Source organism: Halococcus sp. AFM35 (assembly GCF_051195015.1).
GTDB lineage: Archaea > Halobacteriota > Halobacteria > Halobacteriales > Halococcaceae > Halococcus.
Window position 1 is genome coordinate 166,445 of record NZ_JBNTJU010000004.1, and the last position, 20,774, is coordinate 187,218.

At 64.9% G+C, this 20,774-nt stretch carries 17 protein-coding genes; 8 read left to right on the forward strand and 9 right to left on the reverse strand.

Translation table 11 applies throughout. From position 1 onward, the window contains the following. Window positions 1-45: 45 nt before the first annotated feature. Both ACQUQO_RS04945 and purD read right to left on the reverse strand, forming a co-directional pair. The gene (locus ACQUQO_RS04945; protein ID WP_435076845.1) at window positions 46-528 is read right to left on the reverse strand and encodes an acyltransferase; all 483 of its coding nucleotides are present in this window, start codon (window positions 526-528) and stop codon (window positions 46-48) included. Beyond that, window positions 528-1,823: a phosphoribosylamine--glycine ligase gene (gene purD, locus ACQUQO_RS04950; protein ID WP_435076846.1), complete on the reverse strand. Its 1,296-nt coding sequence runs from the start codon at window positions 1,821-1,823 to the stop codon at window positions 528-530. The genes ACQUQO_RS04945 and purD overlap by 1 nt, the downstream gene beginning before the upstream one ends. A 401-nt stretch (window positions 1,824-2,224) precedes the next feature. On the opposite strand from purD, the gene ACQUQO_RS04955 reads away from it, so the two are divergent. The 5 genes from ACQUQO_RS04955 (at window position 2,225) to ACQUQO_RS04975 (ending at window position 7,211) form a co-directional block, all read left to right on the forward strand. Beyond that, the gene (locus tag ACQUQO_RS04955) at window positions 2,225-2,971 is read left to right on the forward strand and encodes a hypothetical protein (protein WP_435076847.1); all 747 of its coding nucleotides are present in this window, start codon (window positions 2,225-2,227) and stop codon (window positions 2,969-2,971) included. Between the two features lie 118 nt (window positions 2,972-3,089). Further along, the gene (locus ACQUQO_RS04960) at window positions 3,090-3,899 is read left to right on the forward strand and encodes a manganese catalase family protein (RefSeq protein ID WP_435076848.1); all 810 of its coding nucleotides are present in this window, start codon (window positions 3,090-3,092) and stop codon (window positions 3,897-3,899) included. 43 nt (window positions 3,900-3,942) lie between these two features. After that, window positions 3,943-4,230, forward strand: coding sequence for a hypothetical protein (locus ACQUQO_RS04965; protein ID WP_435076849.1), 288 nt, complete (start codon window positions 3,943-3,945; stop codon window positions 4,228-4,230). Between the two features lie 51 nt (window positions 4,231-4,281). After that, entirely contained in the window at window positions 4,282-6,414 is a 2,133-nt protein-coding gene (locus ACQUQO_RS04970) for a thioredoxin domain-containing protein (protein WP_435076850.1), read from the forward strand. Window positions 6,415-6,452: 38 nt separating this feature from the next. Beyond that, a complete protein-coding gene (locus ACQUQO_RS04975) occupies window positions 6,453-7,211 on the forward strand; it encodes a Nif3-like dinuclear metal center hexameric protein (protein ID WP_435076851.1) in 759 nt (252 codons plus the stop codon). A 79-nt stretch (window positions 7,212-7,290) separates the two neighbouring features. Here ACQUQO_RS04975 and katG read toward each other — a convergent pair whose 3' ends face one another. The 4 genes from katG to ACQUQO_RS04995 form a co-directional block, all read right to left on the reverse strand. Further along, entirely contained in the window at window positions 7,291-9,468 is a 2,178-nt protein-coding gene (gene katG, locus ACQUQO_RS04980) for a catalase/peroxidase HPI (RefSeq protein WP_435076892.1), read from the reverse strand. A gap of 258 nt (window positions 9,469-9,726) precedes the next feature. Then, on the reverse strand, window positions 9,727-11,163 hold the full coding sequence (locus ACQUQO_RS04985) for an MATE family efflux transporter (RefSeq protein ID WP_435076852.1): 1,437 nt from the start codon (window positions 11,161-11,163) through the stop codon (window positions 9,727-9,729). Window positions 11,164-11,287: 124 nt separating this feature from the next. Continuing rightward, on the reverse strand, window positions 11,288-13,570 hold the full coding sequence (locus ACQUQO_RS04990; RefSeq protein WP_435076853.1) for a heavy metal translocating P-type ATPase: 2,283 nt from the start codon (window positions 13,568-13,570) through the stop codon (window positions 11,288-11,290). Between the two features lie 97 nt (window positions 13,571-13,667). Further along, window positions 13,668-14,381 (reverse strand): ferredoxin--NADP reductase, encoded by a 714-nt coding sequence (locus tag ACQUQO_RS04995; protein WP_435076893.1) that lies wholly within the window; start codon window positions 14,379-14,381, stop codon window positions 13,668-13,670. Between the two features lie 104 nt (window positions 14,382-14,485). Between ACQUQO_RS04995 and ACQUQO_RS05000 the strand changes: the two genes are divergently transcribed. Continuing rightward, window positions 14,486-15,925, forward strand: a complete 1,440-nt coding sequence (locus ACQUQO_RS05000; RefSeq protein WP_435076854.1) for a lipase maturation factor family protein — start codon at window positions 14,486-14,488, stop codon at window positions 15,923-15,925. A 30-nt stretch (window positions 15,926-15,955) separates the two neighbouring features. Here the strand turns inward: ACQUQO_RS05000 and ACQUQO_RS05005 are convergent, their stop codons facing one another. After that, the gene (locus tag ACQUQO_RS05005; RefSeq protein WP_435076855.1) at window positions 15,956-16,960 is read right to left on the reverse strand and encodes an LLM class flavin-dependent oxidoreductase; all 1,005 of its coding nucleotides are present in this window, start codon (window positions 16,958-16,960) and stop codon (window positions 15,956-15,958) included. A gap of 94 nt (window positions 16,961-17,054) precedes the next feature. Beyond that, window positions 17,055-18,323, reverse strand: a complete 1,269-nt coding sequence (locus tag ACQUQO_RS05010; RefSeq protein WP_435076856.1) for a M24 family metallopeptidase — start codon at window positions 18,321-18,323, stop codon at window positions 17,055-17,057. A gap of 111 nt (window positions 18,324-18,434) precedes the next feature. Between ACQUQO_RS05010 and ACQUQO_RS05015 the strand changes: the two genes are divergently transcribed. Together ACQUQO_RS05015 and ACQUQO_RS05020 are read left to right on the forward strand one after the other, a co-directional pair. Then, entirely contained in the window at window positions 18,435-19,169 is a 735-nt protein-coding gene (locus tag ACQUQO_RS05015; RefSeq protein WP_435076857.1) for an EthD domain-containing protein, read from the forward strand. A 1-nt stretch (window position 19,170) separates the two neighbouring features. Further along, window positions 19,171-19,767, forward strand: a complete 597-nt coding sequence (locus ACQUQO_RS05020; RefSeq protein ID WP_435076858.1) for an HD domain-containing protein — start codon at window positions 19,171-19,173, stop codon at window positions 19,765-19,767. A gap of 12 nt (window positions 19,768-19,779) precedes the next feature. Here the strand turns inward: ACQUQO_RS05020 and ACQUQO_RS05025 are convergent, their stop codons facing one another. Beyond that, window positions 19,780-20,751 carry an NAD-dependent epimerase/dehydratase family protein gene (locus ACQUQO_RS05025; RefSeq protein WP_435076859.1) on the reverse strand — a complete coding sequence of 324 codons (972 nt, stop codon included), beginning with the start codon at window positions 20,749-20,751 and terminating at the stop codon, window positions 19,780-19,782. Window positions 20,752-20,774: the final 23 nt, after the last annotated feature.

The following is a 20,774-nucleotide window of genomic DNA, read 5'->3' on the forward strand; positions in this document are numbered from 1 at the left end:
CAGCAGGTCGTGGCTATCGTATAAAGCTGGCCGTACTCGGTACCCTCACTCCTCTGCCGCCGGCACGCCCGCGACCGTCACACCCGCCGGAACGTCATCGGCGACGAGCGAGTTCGCGGCCACGCGAGCGTCGGCACCGATTTCGACGCCCGGCAGAACGACAGCGCCCGCACCGACCATCGCGCGCTCGCCGACGACGACCGCTCCCGTGCGATACTCGTCTTGGAGGAATTCGTGACAGAGGATGGTTGCGTCGTAGCCCACGATGGCGTCCTCCCGGAGGGTGATGAGTTCCGGCCAGAAGACGTCGGGAGTGGCTTCGAGACCCCACGAGACGCCCCTCTCTACTGTGACGCCGATGCGCCGGAGCGCCCAGTTCTTGACGCGCAGCGAGGGTGCAATGCGTGCGACGAGGACGAACACGTAGGTGTACATGATGCGCCACGGGGTCTTCGCGTCGGGCCAGTGCCACAGCGAGTTCCGCCGCCCCGGCGTCCGATGCACGTCGAGGCGGTCGTGACGGCCCATTAGCCTTCGCGTCCGCGGAGGTCGTCCATGTGGGCGATTCGCGCCTCGACGAGGTCCGGTTTGCCGATGTCATGGCGCACCCGCAACCCCGCCGTGTCCGCCGCAGTGAGTGCTTCGTCGGCGATTTCCTCGGCTTCAGTGATTGTCTCGGCGATCCCGACGACTGCGAACGCCCGCGAGGTCGTCGTGTAGATACCGTCGTCGCGCTCGTCGACGCTCGCGTAGAACAGCAGCGCATCGCCCGCGCTTTCGGGGTCGATATCGACCTTCGCACCGGCATCGGGATTCTCGGGATAGCCCGCCGGCACGGCGTACTTACAGACGGTCGCCCGCTCGGCGAAGGCGAGTGTCGGGAGGTCCCCGTCGCGGGCCGCCGTGAGAACGTCCAGAAAGTCGGTTTCGAGCACCGGGAGGGTGTTCATCGCCTCGGGGTCGCCAAAGCGCGCGTTGAACTCGACGACTTTCGGCCCCTCGGCAGTGAGCATGAACTGGCCATAGAGCACGCCAGTGTACTCGTCGAGCGCCGCAACCGTCTCTTCGATGATGGACACGGCCGCGTCGTAGTCCCTTTCAGTCATGAAGGGAAGTTCACGCGCGGCAGCGCTGTAACTTCCCATCCCACCCGTGTTCGGTCCCTCATCACCCTCGTAGGCACGCTTGTGGTCTTGGACGGCCGGCGTCGTGCGCACCTCGCCGTTCGCCACGAACGCCTGAACAGTGAATTCCTCGCCGACGAGGCGCTCTTCGAGCACCACGCGGCCGTATTCCGATTTGCGGAGGTATTCCTTGGCCTCCTCGGAAGTGAGTTGCTCGCCGATGACGCGCACACCCTTGCCGCCAGTGAGTCCCGCAGGCTTCACCACCAAATCGTGGTCGCTGTCATCGATATGCTCACAGGCCCGCCCCATGTCGTCGAACGTTGCGAACGATGGACAGCCCGAAATGTCGTGCTCGCGCATGAACCGGCGCTGGTAAGCCTTGTCGGTCTCGATGCGCGCCGCGTCGGCTCGCGGCCCGAACGGAAAGACGCCGGCGTCGGCGAGCGCATCGGCGACGCCCGCTTCGAGCGGGGTCTCGGGACCGACGACGGCGAGCGTCGCGCCGACCGCCTCGGCGTAGGCGACGACGGCCTGCGGGGTGGTCGTATCGAGCGTTTCGAATCCTGCCGCGAGGCCGGCGATGCCCGGATTCCGGGTGTCCGCACAGCCGTAGAGGTCAGCATCGCTCCCGGCAAGGGTCCGTGCAATGGCGTGTTCGCGCCCGCCGCCGCCGACGAGCAGGACAGTTTCGGCCATGTGCGTGGCCCGTCGGAGAGCCGCCTAAAGGTTTCCCTCCCACTTTTTTACCTCGTCCCCATTCGCTCACTCCGTTCGCTCAGGGTCCTCGCAAAAACCTGTCTTCGTGAGCCAAAGGTGAACGAAGTCGTTCGAAACGGTTTCGCCGTTTCGTGATGCTGAAAACGCGAAGCGTTTTCAAGCAGCTTGGAAGAGCTTCGCTCTTCCGGTGGACTAAAAACTGCCGCTCGCTCGCCTCCGGCTCGCTCGCGGTTCGAGCGCTTGTCGGTTCCGCATCCACACCGCGCCACACCCTCCCCAACCGATTCGCTCACTCACTTCGCTCGTTTTGCTCATCCACCGTTAGAACGCAGTTCTGACGAGCCTGCACTCGCTTCACTCGCGCAGACCTCGCGTGAGTCGTGCGCGAGGCGCACTCTCGCGCGCCGACAGCCACCGACGGCGGGCGAATCTTCATCGACTTGCAGCGGCGCGCTGCGGCGGCGGTCGTCGCCCTTTCCCGAGTGGGGAACGAACGGCATATCATGCCAGTCGTTGTGCTCGGGTCACTCGCACTCGCGGGGTACGTCACGGTCAAACGCGCACTCGACTCGGCGGTCGATACCGACGACCTCGAACCGGCAATCGACCTCACGGTCATCGAATCGGCGGTCGAGGCGAACGGACTGCGAGCCGTCGCGGACATGGAAACTCTCGACGCCGCCATCAACGACGACGAACTCGACAGGGACGTCGACGTCCAGCGCCTCCAATCTCGCGTCGAGGCAAAACTGACTGCCGTCGAGCAGGCGATGGATTCCGGCGACATCGACACTATCCTCGCCGAGGAGTTCGACGCAGCGACCGACCGCGGGTTGTCGACCATCAGCGAACAGGGGGTCGTCGAGGGCACAATCGATACGGACGAAATCAGCGTCTCGGTCGACATCGACGAACTCCGGTCCGTCCTCGACAGCGGGACGGCAGCTCTCGACCGGACGACGGACGTCATCACCGAGAAGATCGACGCCGAAACGGACGATTCGACGCTCGACATGGGGAACGAACCGGCCGACGAGGGCCAGCGTATCGCCGTGGTCGACGAACGGGGCACTCTCGATTCCGTCGTGGCGGACGAATCCGACGCGGCAGGCGATTCGAAACCATAGCGTATCCACGGCGAGGCGGCCGAGCGGACCATGCGCTCGAACGCCACGACGGCTGCCCGCGCTTGCAAGTACCACGCCTATGTCCCTTCGCACCCACGATGGAACGAGGCAAGAACCGATGTTCTACCACGACGACGAACTCCAGTACGAAGTCGAGGTCGAGGAACCGAACCCGCGCTTCGCGAAGATGCTCCAGCAGGCAATCGGCGGGGCCGAAGGCGAGATGCGGGTCGCGCTCCAGTACATGTTTCAGGCGTTTGCAGTGCCGGCCGAGAAGAGCGAGTACCGCCAGCTACTGATGGAGACCGCGACCGAGGAACTCGGCCACATCGAGATGCTCGCCACCGCGGTGGCGAAGAACCTCCAGGGAGCCTCCGAGGAGCAGCGCGAGGCCGCCCGCGAGGATTCGGTCATCGCCGAGATGATGGACAGCGGCCAGCCCCGACAGGCGCTGTCGGCCGGCCTGCACGCGATGCCCGTCGACTCGAACGGCGCACCCTTCTCCGGCGGCTACGTCGTCGCCAGCGGGAACCTCGCTGCCGACATGTACGCCAACGTGATGGCCGAATCCACAGGCCGATTGCTCGCCACCCGACTCTACGAGATCACCGACGACCCCGGCATGAAGGACATGCTGTCGTATCTCGTCGCCCGGGACACGATGCACCAGAACCAGTGGCACGCCGCGCTCGAAACGATGGACGACCACATTCCTGTGCCGAACAGCTTCCCACAGGAAAAGGAGAACCAGGACCACAACTACGAGTTCATGTCCACGCACGTCGAGGACCGACCGGACCCCGGAAAGCGCTGGACGCAGGGCGAATCCATCGACGGCAACGGTGAGTTCTCCTACGGCGAGCAACCCGGCGGCGGCGAACCCGATTTGGAGGAAGTCATCGACGCGATGCACAACGAAGTCAACTGAGGGATTCCCCGCTATTTATCACTATCCGCCGAAACGGTACGGTATGGCGGACATCACGCTTGACATGGGCGAGCGCTCGCTCGAAGACGCTGCCGACCAGTTGGACGAATCGAGCGCCGACCGCGAAGCGGGCGAGACGCTGACGGTCGATCTCCGGAATCTCGATGCGAGAACCGCGTTCGCGTTCTTCGAGGGCGCGCTCGACGCCGGCTATCGGGTCTCGATCACCGAACTCAGGGCACAGCCGACCGGGAATCGGACGATTGTGCAGCTGCTCGAAGACGACGAGATGGTCCATATCGATGACCTCACGCTCGAACTCGAAGTCTGAGAAAGACAGCGCGTCAGGGACTTTACCCGTGATGGGCGCGTACGGCAGGCCATGAGCGCCACCGAGCGAAACAGGCTCGACGACGAGGAGAGTCCGTACCTCCGCCAGCACGCCGACAACCCCGTGCATTGGCAGCCGTGGGACGACGACGCGCTCGAAGCCGCCCGCGAGCGCGATGTCCCCATCTTCCTCTCGATTGGCTACTCGGCGTGTCACTGGTGTCACGTCATGGCCGACGAGAGCTTCGCGGACGGGGCGGTGGCCGAGCGGCTCAACGAGGACTTCGTTCCCATCAAGGTCGATAGGGAGGAGCGGCCCGACCTCGACCGGCTCTACCAAACCGTGTGCGGAATGGTCACCGGCCGGGGCGGCTGGCCGCTGTCGGTCTGGCTCACGCCCGATGGCCGACCCTTCTACGTGGGAACGTACTTCCCCAGAGAAGCGAAACGTGGCCAGCCGGGCTTTCTCGACCTCATCGACTCCATCGCCGAGTCGTGGGAAGACGACCGCGAGGACATCGAAAAGCGCGCCGACCAGTGGGCCGAGGCGATGGCCGGCGAGTTGGAGGACACGCCCGAGACTCCGGGCGACGTGCCGCAGAGCATCCTCGAAACCGCCGCCCAGCACGCAGTTAGCGACGCCGACCGCGAACATGGTGGGTTTGGCCGTGGGCAGAAATTCCCCCAGACCGGGCGGCTCCACCTCCTCATGCAAGCCCACGAGCGCACAGGGAGGGACGCCTTCCGCGAGGTTGCGGTCGAGGCGCTCGACGCGATGGCCAACGGCGGACTGCGCGACCACGTTGGCGGTGGCTTCCACAGATATGTGACCGACCGTGAGTGGACGGTGCCCCACTTCGAGAAGATGCTGTACGACAACGCCGAACTCGCGCGCACCTACCTTGCGGGCTATCGTCTCACCGGCGAACGCCGCTATGCGGAAATCGTCTGCGAGACGCTCGGCTTCGTCGAGCGCGAGCTGTGCCATCCCGACGGCGGCTTCTTCAGCACGCTCGACGCCCAGAGCGAGGACGAATCGGGTGAACGCGAGGAGGGTGCATTCTACGTCTGGACACCGGATGAGATTCACGACGCCGTGGACGACGAGTTCGCCGCCGACCTCTTCTGTGAGCGCCACGGAATAACTGAAACGGGCAACTTCGAGGACGGAAAGACGGTGTTGACGCTCAGCGCCGCCATCGACGAACTGGCCGACGAGCACGAAACGACGACGGAGGAAATCGAGGCGGAACTCGAACGCGCCCGCGAGGCAGTCTTCGCGGCACGGGCCGAGCGCGACCGGCCGGCCCGCGACGAGAAGACACTGGCTGGGTGGAACGGGTTGATGATTTCGGCCTTCGCCGAGGCGGGGCTTGCGCTCGATGCGACCTACGGCGAGACGGCCGTCGCGGCCCTTGAGTTCGTCCGCAAGCAGCTCTGGGACGAGGAGAAAAACCGACTCGCGCGGCGATACAAGGATGGAGAGGTGAAAATCGAGGGGTATCTCGAAGACTACGCCTTCCTCGCCCGCGGCGCGTACAACTGCTACGAGACCACCGGCGACGTCAGGCATCTCGAATTCGCGCTCGACCTCGGGCGCGCCATCGTGGGGGAGTTCTTCGACGCCGAGGAGGGGACACTATATTTCACCCCACAGAGCGGCGAGTCGCTCGTCGCGCGCCCACAGGAACTCGACGACCAGTCGACGCCCTCCAGCACTGGGGTGGCCGTCGATACCCTGCTTGCGCTCTCGCACTTCGCGCCCGACGAGGAGTTCGCGGATATCGCCGAAACGGTGCTCGAAACCCACGCCGAGACCATCGAATCCAGCCCGCTGCGGCGCGCATCGCTCGCGCTCGCGGCCGACCGCCACGGTTCCGGCTCGCTCGAAACAACTGTGGTCGCCGACGAACTCCCCAGAGAGTGGCGCGAGCGCATCGGACGCACGTATCTTCCCAAACGGCTGCTCGCACACCGGCCACCGAACGACGAGGCACTCGACGAGTGGCTCGACAGGCTCGCACTCGACGAAGTGCCGCCGATATGGGCCGACCGAACGTGGGTCGAGGGCGAGCCGACGGCGTACGTCTGCCGTGCGTTCACCTGTTCGCCACCCCAGACCGACATCGAGAAAGCGCTGTCGTGGGTCGACCGGCTCGCACCCGAATCGCCCGAGTCGGGATAGACGCAAGCGTTCTTGTCACCGGCGAGCGAACACTGGTCATGGACACCGCAACCTTCTGCGAGCGCCTCGACGAGCGCCTCCGCACCGACGCCTACGCCGCCCTCGATGCGAGCGCCAACGGGCTGCAGGTCGCCGGCCCGGACGAAATCGACCGTGCCGCGTTCGCGGTCGATGCCGCCGTCGCGACCGCCGAACGCGCCGCCAATGCGGGTGCGGACGCACTCGTTGTCCACCACGGGCTGTTCTGGGGCGAGTTCGAGCGCGCCACCGGCCGCATCCACGAGCGCCTCGCGCCGTTTTTCGAGCACGACATGGCGCTGTACGTCTCGCACCTCCCGCTCGACGGGCATGGCGACCTCGGCAACGCCGCCGGGATTGCCGACGCGCTCGACCTCGACGGGCGCGAGCCGTTCGGCACGCTCGGGGACGAACACATCGGCCAGTCGGGGCGCGCTGCGAGCATTTCACCGGAGGAACTCCGCGAGCGCCTCGCGGCCGAATGTGGCCCCGAAAACGGCGTGGCGATGCTCGACTTTGGTCCCGAAGAGATCGAAGAGGTCGCCATCGCCACCGGGGCCGCCGCCGACTGGCTCGACGAGGCCGTCGAGCGGGGTGCCGACGCGTTCATTACGGGTGAGGGAAAGCAGAAACTCTACCACGAGGCGCGCGAAGCCGGCGTCAACGTCTTCTTGGCGGGTCACTACGCGACAGAGACCTTCGGGGTGCGCTCGCTTCAGTCACTCGCCGAGGAGTGGGGAATCGAAACGACGTTCATCGACTGTCCGACCGGGCTGTGAATCGCGCTGCGTGACGGTGCGGCTCGGAGAATCGTTCGAGCAGCGAACCGCTATCCCGGGTTCGGCCGGGGGGGGGGGGTTATTCGAGGTCGAAGCGGTCGAGGGTCATCACCTTATGCCACGCGTCCACGAAGTCGTCGACGAACTTCTCCTCGCCGTCGTCGGCCCCGTAGACTTCCGCGATGGACCGAAGCTGGTCGTGTGACCCGAAGACGAGGTCCACGCGCGAACCCCTCCATCTGTGCTCGCCCGTTTCGCGGTCGTGGCCCTCGAAGACCTGCCTGTCCTCGGAAGCCGGCTCCCACTCGGTGTCCATGCCGAGCAGGTTGGCGAAGAAGTCGTTCGTCAGCGTCCCCGGCTGGTCGGTGAGGACACCGAGGTCGGAGCCGTCGTAGTTGGCGTCGAGTGCGCGCATGCCGCCGACCAGTACCGTCATCTCGGGGGCCGTCAGGTTCATCAGCTCTGCTCTGTCGACCAACGATTCCTCGGGCGACATGTCGAAGTCGCGGTCGTCGTTGAAGTAGTTGCGGAACCCGTCGGCTTCGGGCTTGAGCGCCTCGAAGGACTCGACGTCGGTCCACTCCTGGCTGGCGTCGGTCCGGCCCGGTTCGAACGGCACATGGATATCGTAGCCGGCATCGGCCGCCGCCTGCTCGACGGCCGCGTTGCCGCCCAAAACTATGAGGTCCGCAAGCGACACCTGCGTTCCGTCGGAACGCGAGTCGTTGAACTCCGTTTTGACCTCTTCGAGCGTGTCGAGGACGGTCGTCAGTTCTCCGGGGTTGTTGACCTCCCAGTCACGCTGCGGTCGGAGGCGGAGTCGAGCGCCGTTCGCGCCGCCACGCTTGTCGCTGTCGCGGTAGGTCGACGCCGCCGCCCACGCGGTCCGTACGAGTTGTGAGGTCGACAGTTCCGAATCGAGGAGTTCCTGTTTGAGTGCATCGACGTCCTCCTCGCCAATCGGGCTGTAGTCGGCGTCGGGGATGGGGTCCTGCCAAATCATCTCCTCGTCGGGGACCTCCGGGCCGCGGAGCCGCTCCGGCGGGCCCATGTCCCGGTGAATCAGCTTGTACCACGCCTTCGAGAACGCCTCCTGGAATTTCTCGGGGTCCTCCTGGAAGCGTTCGAGCGCCTCCCGGTAGTCCTCATCGTGCTTCAGGGCGACGTCCGTCGTCAGCATCATGGGGTCGACCGTTGCCGAGGAGTCGTGGGCATCGGACACGGTGTCCCGAAGCTCCTCGTCGACCGGCCGCCACTGCCACGCACCGCCGGGACCCTTGTGGGCCTCCCACTCGTAGTCGAGCAGGTTGTCGACGTAGCCCATGTCCCACATGGTCGGCGTGCCGTTCCACGGGCCCTCGATGCCACCGGTGATCGTGTCGGCCCCTTTGCCTGATTCGTAGTCGCTTTCCCAGCCGAGACCCTGTTGTTCGATTGGGGCCGCTTCGGGTTCGGGTCCGAGATAGTCTGGGTCGTCAGCGCCGTGGACCTTCCCAAACGTGTGGCCGCCGGCGATGAGCGCGGCCGTCTCCTCGTCGTTCATCGCCATCCCGCTGAACGTCTCGCGGATGTTCTTCGCCGACCCTTCGAGGTCCGGCTCGCCGTATGGTCCTTCGGGGTTCACGTAGATAAGCCCCATGACGGTGTTGCCAAGCGGGTTCCTGAGGGCACCGTCCTCGTCGAAACGCTCGGGGGAGGTGACGTCCATCTCGTCCTCGGGACCCCAGTCGACGGCCTCGTCGGGTTCGAAGGCGTCCTCGCGCCCGCCGCCGAAGCCGAAGGTCTCGAAGCCCATCGATTCGAGGGCCACGTTCCCCGTGAGGACGATCAGGTCGGCCCACGAGAGGTTTCGGCCGTACTTCTCCTTGACCGGCCAGAGCAGCCGGCGTGCCTTGTCGAGGTTCGCGTTGTCGGGCCAGCTGTTCAGGGGCGCGAAGCGCTGGCCGGCACGGTTCGCACCGCCGCGGCCGTCGCTCACACGATAGGTACCGGCGCTGTGCCACGCCATCCGAATCATGAGCGGGCCGTAGTGACCGTAGTCCGCCGGCCACCAGTCCTGGGAGGTCGTCAGTACCTCCTCGATGTCCGCCTTCACCTCGTCGAGGTCGAGTGACTCGAACGCCTCGCCGTAATCGAACTCCTCGTCCCGCGGGTCGAACCCGTGAACGTTCTGGTTGAGGATATCCAAATCCAATCGGTCGGGCCACCAGTCCTGGTTGGATCTTCTCATCGAAGACGAATTGTGGCTTTCGCCTATTAAGATTGTCTAAACCGGTACGAACTTTCGCTTCAGCACAAGCTGTATGAGGGGTTTCGAACTTCTGTCGATGATGGATTCGCGCCCGCTACGAGACGAACGGTCTTCGGAAGACGACCGCTTTCGGCGACCGATATACTGCCGGTTGGGAGTGCGTCCGTCCTCCAAGCGTCGAATCGAGAGACAGCGAAGCGACTGGTGGACCGCAAACAGTGATTGCCTCCAACAAAACCGACAGTATACCATCACGGAAGCGCTTCAGGCCGACGTGTCCGCTCTGTAACCCCGACTCACCTGCTTCCACTTCTCGCTGCTGAAGCGGTAGTAGTTGAGCACCGCGGGTACGGTCGTCTCGGCGAGGAAGGCCAGCGAGAGACCGGTGAGACCGAGCGAGGTCGTTGCGCCGAGATAGGCGACCGGGATGGCCACCCCAAAGAGACCGAGCAGTTGGCTGTAGAACGTCCAGTTGGTGTCACCGCTCGCATCGAGGGGACCGGCAGCCGCACCCGAGACGCCCCGGAGCACGATGGCGACGCAGGCCGCCGAGACCAGCGAGACCGCGACCGGTACCACCGGCGAGGTGGGGTCGCCGACGAACGCGGCGACGATCTCGTCGACGAAGACGAAGACCAGCCCCGCCGACACCAGATAGACCGCGACCGCAAAGCGGACGATCTCGCGGCCGTAGGCCTCGGCGACCTCCTCGTGGCCGCTCCCGAGTTCCTGACCGACGAGACTGGAGGAGGCGAGACCGAAGCCCCAGCCGGGCGTGTTCATCAAGCCCCAGACCCGCCGCGCGATGACGTAGGCGGCGACGACCTCGCTGCCGAACAGCGCGACGATGACGAGCATCGGGAACTCGGCTACGGTGAAGACGAGCTGGCGGCCGATGACGGGCGTGCCGATGGAGACGACGTTCCGGACGTCGACGCCGAGATAGCTCCCGCGCGGGTCGATGTGGACGGGCAGCGTCCCGAGACCGGGCAGGCGACCGCGGACGAGACCGACCGCGAAGACGCCGGTCACGACCGCACTCGATATGACTGTGCCAAGTGCCGCGCCGACGACGCCGAGACCGAACCCGAATATCAACACGGCGTTGAGAGCGATGTTCGTGAGCGCGCCGGCAGTACGCAAGACCATCGGCGTCCGGGCGTCGTCGACGCCGATGAACACACGGCTGCCGATGAGGTTCAGTGCCGCGAAGGGGATGCCGAGCGCGACCACCTGAAGATAGTTCGCGCCGAAGGCGATGGCCGCGGGGTCGTCGCCGACCAGCGAGACCAGCGGTGTCGGAAAGAACCAGAGCACGGCGACGACCGGCAGCGTGAGCGCGACCACGACGGCGACGCTCGACCGCACGGCCCGGTCGATGTCGCCGAGGCGTTTGGCTCCGTAGCGCTGGGAGACCAGCGCGATGGTGCCGGCGGCGATACCGCCGCCGATGGCGAAGGCGAAGCCCCAGTAGGGACTGGCGAAGCCGACGCCGGCGATGGCCGTCGAGCCGAGCGCGATGCCGATCATGGCGATGTCGACGGCGTTTTTCGACATCCGGGCGATGCCGGTGATGATGCGTGGCCACGCGAGGTCCGTGGTGCGACGTGCTCGCTCGGGTTCGAGCAATCCGGCACGAACGAGCAGACGGCCAATGTACAGTACGACTAATCGAACGGGGTTTGACGCACGAAATTTCAACTTCGAAAACTATACGCTGGGTGGTTATATAGGTTTCTTTCCTCGATTCCTCTCAGATAATTATCTATCATTGAGGACTCCGCTGTGATGGTGCTCGTCACTGGGCGTTCCGCCGGTGGTCGTCTCACTCGCGGTAGTCATCAGGTTGCAGCCGTGAGAGCCGCATCGCGTTGCCCGTCACACCGAGGCTCATCCCCATGTCGCCGACCACGACCGCGACCGCGACGCTGACGTAGCCAAGCGGCACGCCGACGGCCAGCAGCGCCTTCACGCCGAGGCTCGTCCAGACGTTCTGTCGAATCACCCCGTTGGCCGTCCGTGAGAGCCGGTAGAGATAGGGGAGTTTGCCGATGTCGTCGCCCATCAGCGCGATGTCGGCGGTTTCGAGTGCGGTGTCGGTCCCGGCCGCACCCATTGCAATGCCCACGTCGGCGGCCGCGAGCGCCGGCGCGTCGTTGATGCCGTCGCCGACCATGCCGACGCTGCCGTATTCCGCACGGAGTTCCTCGATTGCCGCCACCTTTTCGTCGGGCAGCAGTTCCGCGCGGTAGTCGGCGACACCGACCGCTCCCGCGATGGCCCGCGCGGTGCCGTCGTTGTCGCCGGTCAGCATCACCACGTGCTCGACGCCGCGCTCGTGCAGGCGCTCGACGGTCTCCTGTACACCGGGGCGCACCTCGTCGGCGATGGCGACGATGCCGAGCAGCTCCGTCCCCGTGCCGACGACCACGACGGTCTTCCCGTCGCGTTCGAGTTCGGCGAGTGCGTCGCCAGCGTCGGCTGATGGGTGGTCCGTCATTACGGTCCCGCCGTCGGTGGCATGGTGAGAGAGGTCGAAACCGAGTTCCGCGAACAGTCCCGGTTTGCCGGCATAGTGCGTCTTCCCATCGATGTCGCCGCGGATACCTTTTCCTGTGAGGCTCTCGAAGCCGGTCGGCTCCGGGAGGTCGTCGATACCCGCGTCGTCGGCGTGGGCGAGCACCGCCGCCGCAATCGGGTGTTCGCTCCGCCGTTCGAGACCGCCAGCGTACCGGAGGACGGCGCTTTCGTCGTGGTCGCCGAGTGCGACGACGTCGGTCACGGCGAGTTCGCCCCGCGTGAGCGTGCCGGTCTTGTCGAGCGCCACGACATCGACCGCACCCATCGCTTCGAGGTGGTTGCCGCCCTTGACGAGCACGCCGTTTTTCGCCGCGCTCGTGACTGCCGAGACGACCGAGACGGGTGTCGAGATGACGAACGCGCAGGGACAGGCGATGACCAGCAGTGTCAGCCCGCGGATGAACCACGTCTCCCACGGCCAGCCGAGCGCCAGCGGCGGTACGGCGGCGGTCAGTATCGCCAGCACGACCACCAGCGGCGTGTAGTAGCCCGCAAACCGGTCAACGAAGCGCTCCGTCTCGGTCCGTTGCTCCTGTGCGCCCTGCACCAGTTCGATGATCTGTGAGAGCGTCGACTCCTCGGCCGTCGCGGTGGTCTCGATTTCGAGGTAGCCCTCGGCGGCGATGGTGCCGGCATACACTTCGTCGCCCGGCGATTTGTCGGCGGGTACGCTCTCGCCGGTGATGGGCGACTCGTCGACCGCGCTCTCGCCCTCGGTGACCACCCCGTCGAGGGGTACCTTCTCGCCGGGACGAATCACGACCGTCTCGCCGACCGCCACCTCGGCGGCCGGCACAGTCACTTCCTCGCCGTTCCGGCGGACCGTGGCCTCCTCGGGCGAGAGTTCCATGAGTTCGCGCAGCGAGTTCCGTGCCCGGCTCATCGAATAGTCTTCGAGCAGTTCGGCGATGCTGAACAGGACCGCGAGCGTCGCGGCCTCGACGAAATAGCCGATGGCGGTGGCGGCGACGATTGCCGTGCCCATCAGGAGGTCGATGTCGAGGCTTGCATTCTTCGCCGAGTAGTAGCCCCCGCGGACGACGGGCACGCCGCTGGCGACGGTGGCGAGGACGAACAGTCCGTCCGCGAGCGTGAGCGAATAGCCGAGGAGGGTCACAACCTCGGGATTCTGTCCTGTAAGGAGGAACTCGACGAACAGGCCGACCGCGAGCACGCCCGCCCCGAGCCACGTTTTGATGGCGCGCGAACTCGTCCACAGCTCCGTCGCCGGCGCGATATCCCTGTTTCCTTCATCGGTTCCGTCCACCCTTCCGGGGACCTCGTAACCCGCCCCCTCGATGGCTGCAATCACGTCTGTCTCGGTGGTGCGGTCGGCGTCGTAGCTCACCGCGGCCGTTCCGGTCGTGGGCTGGAGGCTGGTGTCGCCGACTCCCTCGACGCGCTGGAGGCCCTTGTTGACTTTCTGCGCACAGGATGGGCAGTCCATCTCCGGGACGGCGAACCGGACGGTGGTCTCGCCCCGTCCATCGCCGTCAATCGACTCCGCTGCGCCCGGGCTTTCGGTCATTGGCTCCAATAGGGTGGCGTCGGTAAATACGTTCACGGCTCGCCGGTCTCGACTGGACTGTCGGACAGTTTTCCGTCAGCAGAATCAGGTACCGCGCTCAGTCCTCGACTTCGCCGTCCTCCCATCCCTCGGAGAACACGCGGTCGTCGGGGACGCCGAGGCCGTCGAGGCGGTCTTTGGTGTCGACGACCATCTGCGGGACGCCACAGACGTAGAAATCCCTGTCGAGGTCGTCGAGATACCCCTCGATGTGGTCTTGGACGTGGCCGGTCGGCCCGTCCCAGTCTTCCTCCGAGAGCGAATACACCACCGAGAGCGTCTCGTGTTCGGTGGCGAGTTGGTCGAGGGTCTCACGGTACATGATGTCTTCCTGGTTCTTCTCGCCGTAGAAGAACTGGGTCTCGCCAGTCCCGGCTTCGAGGTACTGCTTCAACATCGCCATCATCGGCGTGATGCCGGTTCCGGTGGAGACGAAGACGACGTCCTCGTCGGTGTTTTGGAGCGTGAGATTACCGCCGAGGTCGCCGAGCGTTATCGTGTCGCCGGTCTCGCGCTCGTGCATGTAGACCGAGGCGGTGCCCCCATCGTAGCGCTTGATGGCGAGGGTAATCCTCTCGCCGCCCGGAGTGTTGGTCGCCGTGTACGGCCGGACGACCTGTTCGTCTTCGCCCTCGTCGGGGTCGTCGCGTTCGAATCGCACGGTCGTGTGCTGGCCGGGTTCGAAATCGAACTCGTCGTCGGCTTCGATGACGAACTGTTTGACTCGCGGTGTCATCCGATGAATGGACGTGATGGTCGCCTCGAACGGCATGTCCCGATGGTCGCCCGTGACCGTCCTAAATGGCGGGCTTGCAGCGGGCCACGCGCCGAGATACCGATGCCTTTGTGCGTCGAGACGCAAGCGGTCGCCCACCGATGGTCGACATCGCCGGCTACTGGCTCGTCCGGTTTCTTTTCCGCCGCGCGCTCGCCGTCGTCTACCTCACCGCGTTTCTCGTCGCGGCCGATCAGTACCGAGGGCTACACGGGGAGAGCGGGATTTTCCCCATCGACGAGTTCACCGACCGCATCGATGTCCGCAACGCCCCGAGCCTCTTCTATTTCGTCGCGAGCGATAGCGCCATCGCCGCGTGTGCGTGGGCCGGGGTCGGTCTCTCCGTGCTCGCCGTCACGGGCCTATCGGATGCCTTCGGGACCCTTCCCTCGATACTCGTCTGGGGTGGTCTCTGGGCGCTCTATCTCTCTTTCGTCAACGTCGGGCGAACGTTCTACGGTTTCGGGTGGGAGACCCTCCTATTAGAGACGGGCTTTCTGGCCATCTTCCTCGGCGGGATGGGCACGACCCCGCCCGATATCGTCATCTGGCTGCTGCGGTGGGTGCTCTTTCGCGTGATGTTCGGCGCGGGTCTCATCAAACTCCGCGGTGACGAGTGCTGGCGCGATTTCACCTGCCTGTTCTATCACTACGAGACCCAGCCGATGCCGAACCCGCTGAGCTGGTATTTCGACAAGCTCCCCGCGTGGGTACACAAGGCGAGCATCGGCGTCCATCACGTCATCGAACTCGCGGTGCCGTTTTTCTATTTCGCGCCCCAGCCGATTGCCGCGATTGCCGGCCTGCTGACTATCGTCTATCAGGGTTGGCTGATGGTCAGCGGCAACTTCGCGTGGCTGAACGCGCTCACCATCGTCCTCGCAATCAGCACTTTCAGCGACACGTTGTTGAGCGCGCTGTCCGATATCGCACCGCCGACGACGATGGCAATCGGCATGCCGCTTCAGGTCGCGGTCTATGGCCTGCTGGCCGTCGTCGTCATACTGAGCTACTGGCCAGTGCGGAACCTCGTCTCGTCGGGGCAGGCGATGAATCGGAGTTTCGACCCGTTGCATCTCGTCAACACCTACGGGGCATTCGGGTCGATTACCAAGGAACGATACGAACTCGTCATCGAAGGGACGCACGACGAGGAACCTACCGACGAGACCGAGTGGCGGACCTACGAGTTCAAGGGTAAACCGACCGATACGGGCCGCAAGCCGCCGCAATGGGCACCGTATCATCTTCGGCTGGACTGGCAGCTCTGGTTCGCGGCGATGACGCCGCAGCCGCGCCGCGAGTGGTTCCCGCGGTTCGTCGAGCGACTGCTCGCGGGAAACGAGGACGTTCGCCGATTGCTCGCCGAGGACCCGTTTCCCGACGAACCGCCGACATACATCCGCGTCCGGCGCTATCGCTACGAATACACCACCGTCGAGGAGCGCCGCGAGACGGGCGAGTGGTGGCGACGGAAGTTCGTCAACGACTACTACGGTCCCGTCTCGCGGCGCTCGCTGCGGCGCTCGCGTCGGCTCTGACGGTGCGGACGGGTCTCGGTCGGTATCGACTCACCGAAGCTTCGGCGCGACCTCGCTGCCGAGCCGGTCGATGCATTCGACCATCGCATCGGTGCCGACGCCGGGATGATAAGTCCTGAAAACGATATGAACATCGTCGCCGGCGGCCGCGCGGTAGCGGTCGAGTTCCGCGGCGACCTGCTCGGGCGTGCCGAAGATGGCTTGCTCTTTCAGCTCCCGTTTGCGCTCGGCAGTGAGTTCCTCGACCGACTCGCCGGAGAAAATCTCCGCATAGCGGCGCTGGAGGTAGAAGTAGCCGGGTTTCATCGTCTCCCACGCCTCCTCACGGGAGCCGCCGACCCAACCGTGGACGAGCGCGTACACCGTGAACTCGCCGTCGATGCCCGCCTGCTCGCGCACGGTATGGATGTCCTCGACACGTTTTTCGATACCTGACAGCGAGAGCTTCGAGGGCGCACACCACGCGTCGGCGGTCCGGGCGGCGCGGCGGACGGCCGGTTTTGCCGCCCCGCCGAGCATCACCGGCACGTCCCCGTCCGGTTTCGGCGTCACGCTCACCTTGGGTGTGACGTCGTGGAAGGTCGCATCGTAGTCGAGTGGGCCATCCGACCACGCCGCCCGGAGGAGGTTCACCTGGTCTTCGAGTCGTTCGGCGCGCTCCTCGTGCGGGACGCCGAAGGCCGCGAACTCGTCGGGATTTGACCCGATGGCGAGTCCGAGCGTGGCACGACCATCCGAAAGCAGGTCGACGGTTGCGGCGTCCTCGGCCAGCCGGACGCCATCGTATAGCGGCGCGAGCGCGATGCACGTCCCGATTTCGATTTCCGAGGTCTGGGCCGCGAGCGCACCCAGCGCGGGCATCGTCCCCGAGAGATACCCGTCCTCGGTGAAGTGGTGTTCGGAGACCCATGCGCTGTCCAGCCCGGCGTCGTCGATGGCCCGTCCGAGCGTGAGCACCTCGTCGTAGATATCGCCCATCGAGCGGTCGTCGTCTGGTCGCCGCTGGCCGGTGAACAGTCCGGTGCCGAGCTCCATACCTCGTCTGCGGTACCCGATATGAAAACCCTATCCCACAAGCGCCATCGACGACGCCGGTGTCGATGGATAGCGTGGGAGTTCGCCGCCCGATTCAGTAGTCGATACGAGTGATTTCCTCAACGGGCCACTGTGAGAGGATTTCGACGCCGTTCTCGCGGACGACGACCATCTCCTCGACGCGCACGCCCTGACGGTCGGCCGGCTCCATCGTCTCGACGGCCATCGTCATCCCCTCCTCGATTTCGATGGGGTGGTCGGGTGAGAGACCGCGCCAGATGAGGGGTACCTCGTAGAGCTGGAGACCCAGCCCGTGCGCCCAGTGGTTGGTCGTCAGCTGCCAGTGTTCGTCGGCGTCGTACCAGTCGGCGTGCTCGCCCGCCATGTCCGGGAACCCCTGACAGATGTCGTCGGTGGTCACGCCGGGTTCGATGCGCGAGAGGACGTCGTAGAGGTTGTCACGGGCGGTCTCGTAGGCGTCTTTCTGGGCCTGTGTTGGTTCGCCCATCGAGAAGGTCCGATAGTAACACGACCGATAGCCGAGATAGCCGATGTTGTAGAAGTCGGCATAGACGATGTCGCCCGGTCGAATCATTCTATCTGTGGTGTTGGCCTGATGTTTCGGCCACGTGTTCGGCCCGCTGGTCACGTAGCCTCCCTGTGCGGTCGCGCCGTGTCGCCAGAGTTCGCCCACGGCGTCGCCCCAGACTTCCGATTCACGCTTGCCGGGCCGGGCGGACTCGGTGATTTTCTGAAAGCCCGCCTCGCAGATGGCCGCCACTTGGCGAAGACACTCGATTTCGTCCCTCGTTTTCACCTTTCGCGCGTCGTGCATCAGGTCCACGCACTCCTTCGTTCGGACCTCGACATCGTTCGCCCCGAAGGCCTCGACGAGTCCCGTGTTGCCGACGTCGAGACCCATCGGTTCCGTTGCAACGCCGTACTCGGCCATCGCCTCGCAGACGAGTTCGGCCATCTTCCCGGTGAGAAACTCGCGCGCCGAATCGCGGCCCGATGCGCGGGGGACGTTGCCAAGCCCCGGTGCGGCGTAGCGGATGTCGTCGAGCCACGGGCAGTTGAACCGCTGGTTCGCGGCGTGGTCGGCGGTGTCCCAGTGGACAACGTCGCCGTTCTCAGTCAGTAGAGTATAGTGGTCCGCCCCGCTGCCGCCGGTCATGGCGAGGCCAGTGACGTACCGGATGTTGGGGTCCGAGACCAGCAACATCGACCCGAGGTCCGAATCGCGGAGTCGCTCCAGCGCTCTCTCGTAGCGCTCCTCGCGCAGCCGTGTGACGTCGATGCGCTCCTCCCAATCGACCGCTTGGGTTCCCCGCGTCCCCTCCATGAAATCGCGCTCGTACATGGTTCGCACACTCTCCCACCCGATGGATAAATCCCGCCGTTTTCGGGAGATCGCTCCGGCGATTTCGACGCCCCCGTGATTTTATCCGACAAGCTATCGAACCGAGCAAGTATGTACAAGCACGTCGCGCTGCTCGTCCGCAAAGACGAACTGAGCCACGAGGGGTTCCGCGAATACTGGGAGGAAACCCACTCCCCACTGGCGACGGATATCGAGGGTGTCGTCCGCTACCAGACTGTCTATCCCATCGACCCCGACAACGCCGAGTTCGACGGGGTTGCGGAACTCTATTTCGAGACGCTCGACGATTTGCACGAGGCCCTCGGCAGCGAAGGAAGCCGAGATTACGACCCCACCCGCGAAGTCGCAGCGGAGGCCCGCGAGGACGTCGACAATTTCCTCGATGTCGACCGACGCCCCCGATTCATCGGCGAGGAAAGAGTCTGGAAGGACGAGGTCGGGGGCGATACCGACGGACTCTACAAACATTCGGCATTCCTCGTCCGACAGGACGGGATGAGCCACGAAGAGTTTCGTGAATATTGGGAAACCAATCACTCCCCGCTGGCGACGGATATCGAGGGTGTCGTCCGCTACCAGACTGTCTATCCCATCGACCCCGACAACGCCGAGTTCGATGGCGTCGCCGAACTCTACTTCGAGACGCTCGACGACCTGCACGAAGCGCTCGGTAGCGAAGGAAGTCGGGATTACGACCCCACCCGCGAGGTCGCAGCGGAGGCCCGCGAGGACGTGAACAACTTCCTCGATGTCGACCAGCGGCCACGGTTCATCGGCGAAGAGAAGGTCTGGAAGGACGAGGTCGGCGATGTCGAGGGTTACTGAGATGGCCGACGCGGATTACGAGACACAGGTTCGGGAGGCCTATCCCGAACTCGACCGCATCGACAGCGACGACCTCCGCGAGCGCGTGGTCGAGGCGTGGGCGTTGGGTCTCGACCGCGGCGGCTGGCAGGACATCGCGGACATCCCGTATGCGTGGAACATCCACGACATCACGAACGTCGAGCACGTCCGCGGTGTGACGAAAATCGCCCTCGAATCGGCAAACATTCAGCGCGATTTTCACGACGCCGACCCCGACATCGACGTCGTCGTCGCGGCGTGTCTGCTCCACGACGTCGGCAAATGCTACGAGTACGTCGACCATGTCGACGCCGAACTGCTCGCGGGAACCGACCGCGAGCGCTACGCAACCGAGGAAATCCCCCACTCGTTGTCGGGCTACGCGCTCGCCCACGAGGTCGGCGTTCCCATCACTGTTCAGCGCGCGATTCCGCATTTCCTCGGCGAGGTACCTGAACGCACGCTGGAGGCCGAGCTGGTCAAGAGCGCGAACTCGGCCTCGTCGAACGCCATCACCCAGTCCGCGATGGGCATCTCCCTCAAGGAGTGGGTCGACGAGTACAGTCAGACGAGTTGAGCTTGTGGGGCCTCAGAGCGGGTCGAGACCGTTCTCCTCGCGGAGTACGTCGATATACTTGTGAAATCCCGTTTCGAGGCCGTATTCGACGTCATAGCCCGTGTCTTCCTGAAAGGCAGTCATGTCGAGGCGCTGGGTCCACGGCAGTTCGCCCTCGTCGCTCACCTCGATGTCGGCATCGGGCACGATCTCTCGAACCGTGTCAGCGGCCTCCCGGACAGTTGCGAGTTCGCCCCGGACATTATAAACGCGCTGGGAGAGGTCCGATTCGGGCGTGAACGCCGCCAGCCGAAACGCTTGGGCGATGTCCTCGACGTGCTGCCAGTCGATTTCCTGGTCGCCGTACCCCACCGAGAAAGACTCGCCGAGGGCGGGTTTTTCGATGATGTCCGCGAGAAACGCCGACCCGCCGGTTTCGCGGTAGGGGCCATAGGCAACCGTGGGCCGAATCGCCACGTGGTCGACGCCGTACTCCTCGTGATAGACGCGGGCCTGCTGTTCGTTGTAGCTTTTCGTCGCCCCGTAGAGCGTGTCCGGGTACACGAGGTCGTCCTCGGTGACCCACCAGTCACCGCCGTCGTCGTAGTTGTGTGGTGGAGCGTAGATGGCCGCCGAGGAGGCCCACGCGACGCGCTCGACGTGGTCGAGGGTGCGCGCCGCCTCGAAGACGTTACTCGTGCCCTGCACGTTGACGTCGAGGGCTGCCCGAGGGTTCGATTCGGCCGTGTTCGTCAACAGTGCGGCGAGGTGGACGATGTGAGTCGCGCCGGTCTCGGCGACCGCGTTCACCACATCAGTGGGGTCGCTCACGTCGCCACGGCGAATCGTAACATCGTCGGCGACCTCGAGTTTTCTGAGAATCCGGTCGTCCGTCGACAGGTCGTAGGCGACCACCTCGTGGCCGTCTTCGAGGAACTCCTTCGCAACGTACGAGCCGATGAACCCGGTACCACCGGTGACGAGGACGGTTTCGTTGGCTACCATCGACTCGACACTCACGCGAGTTC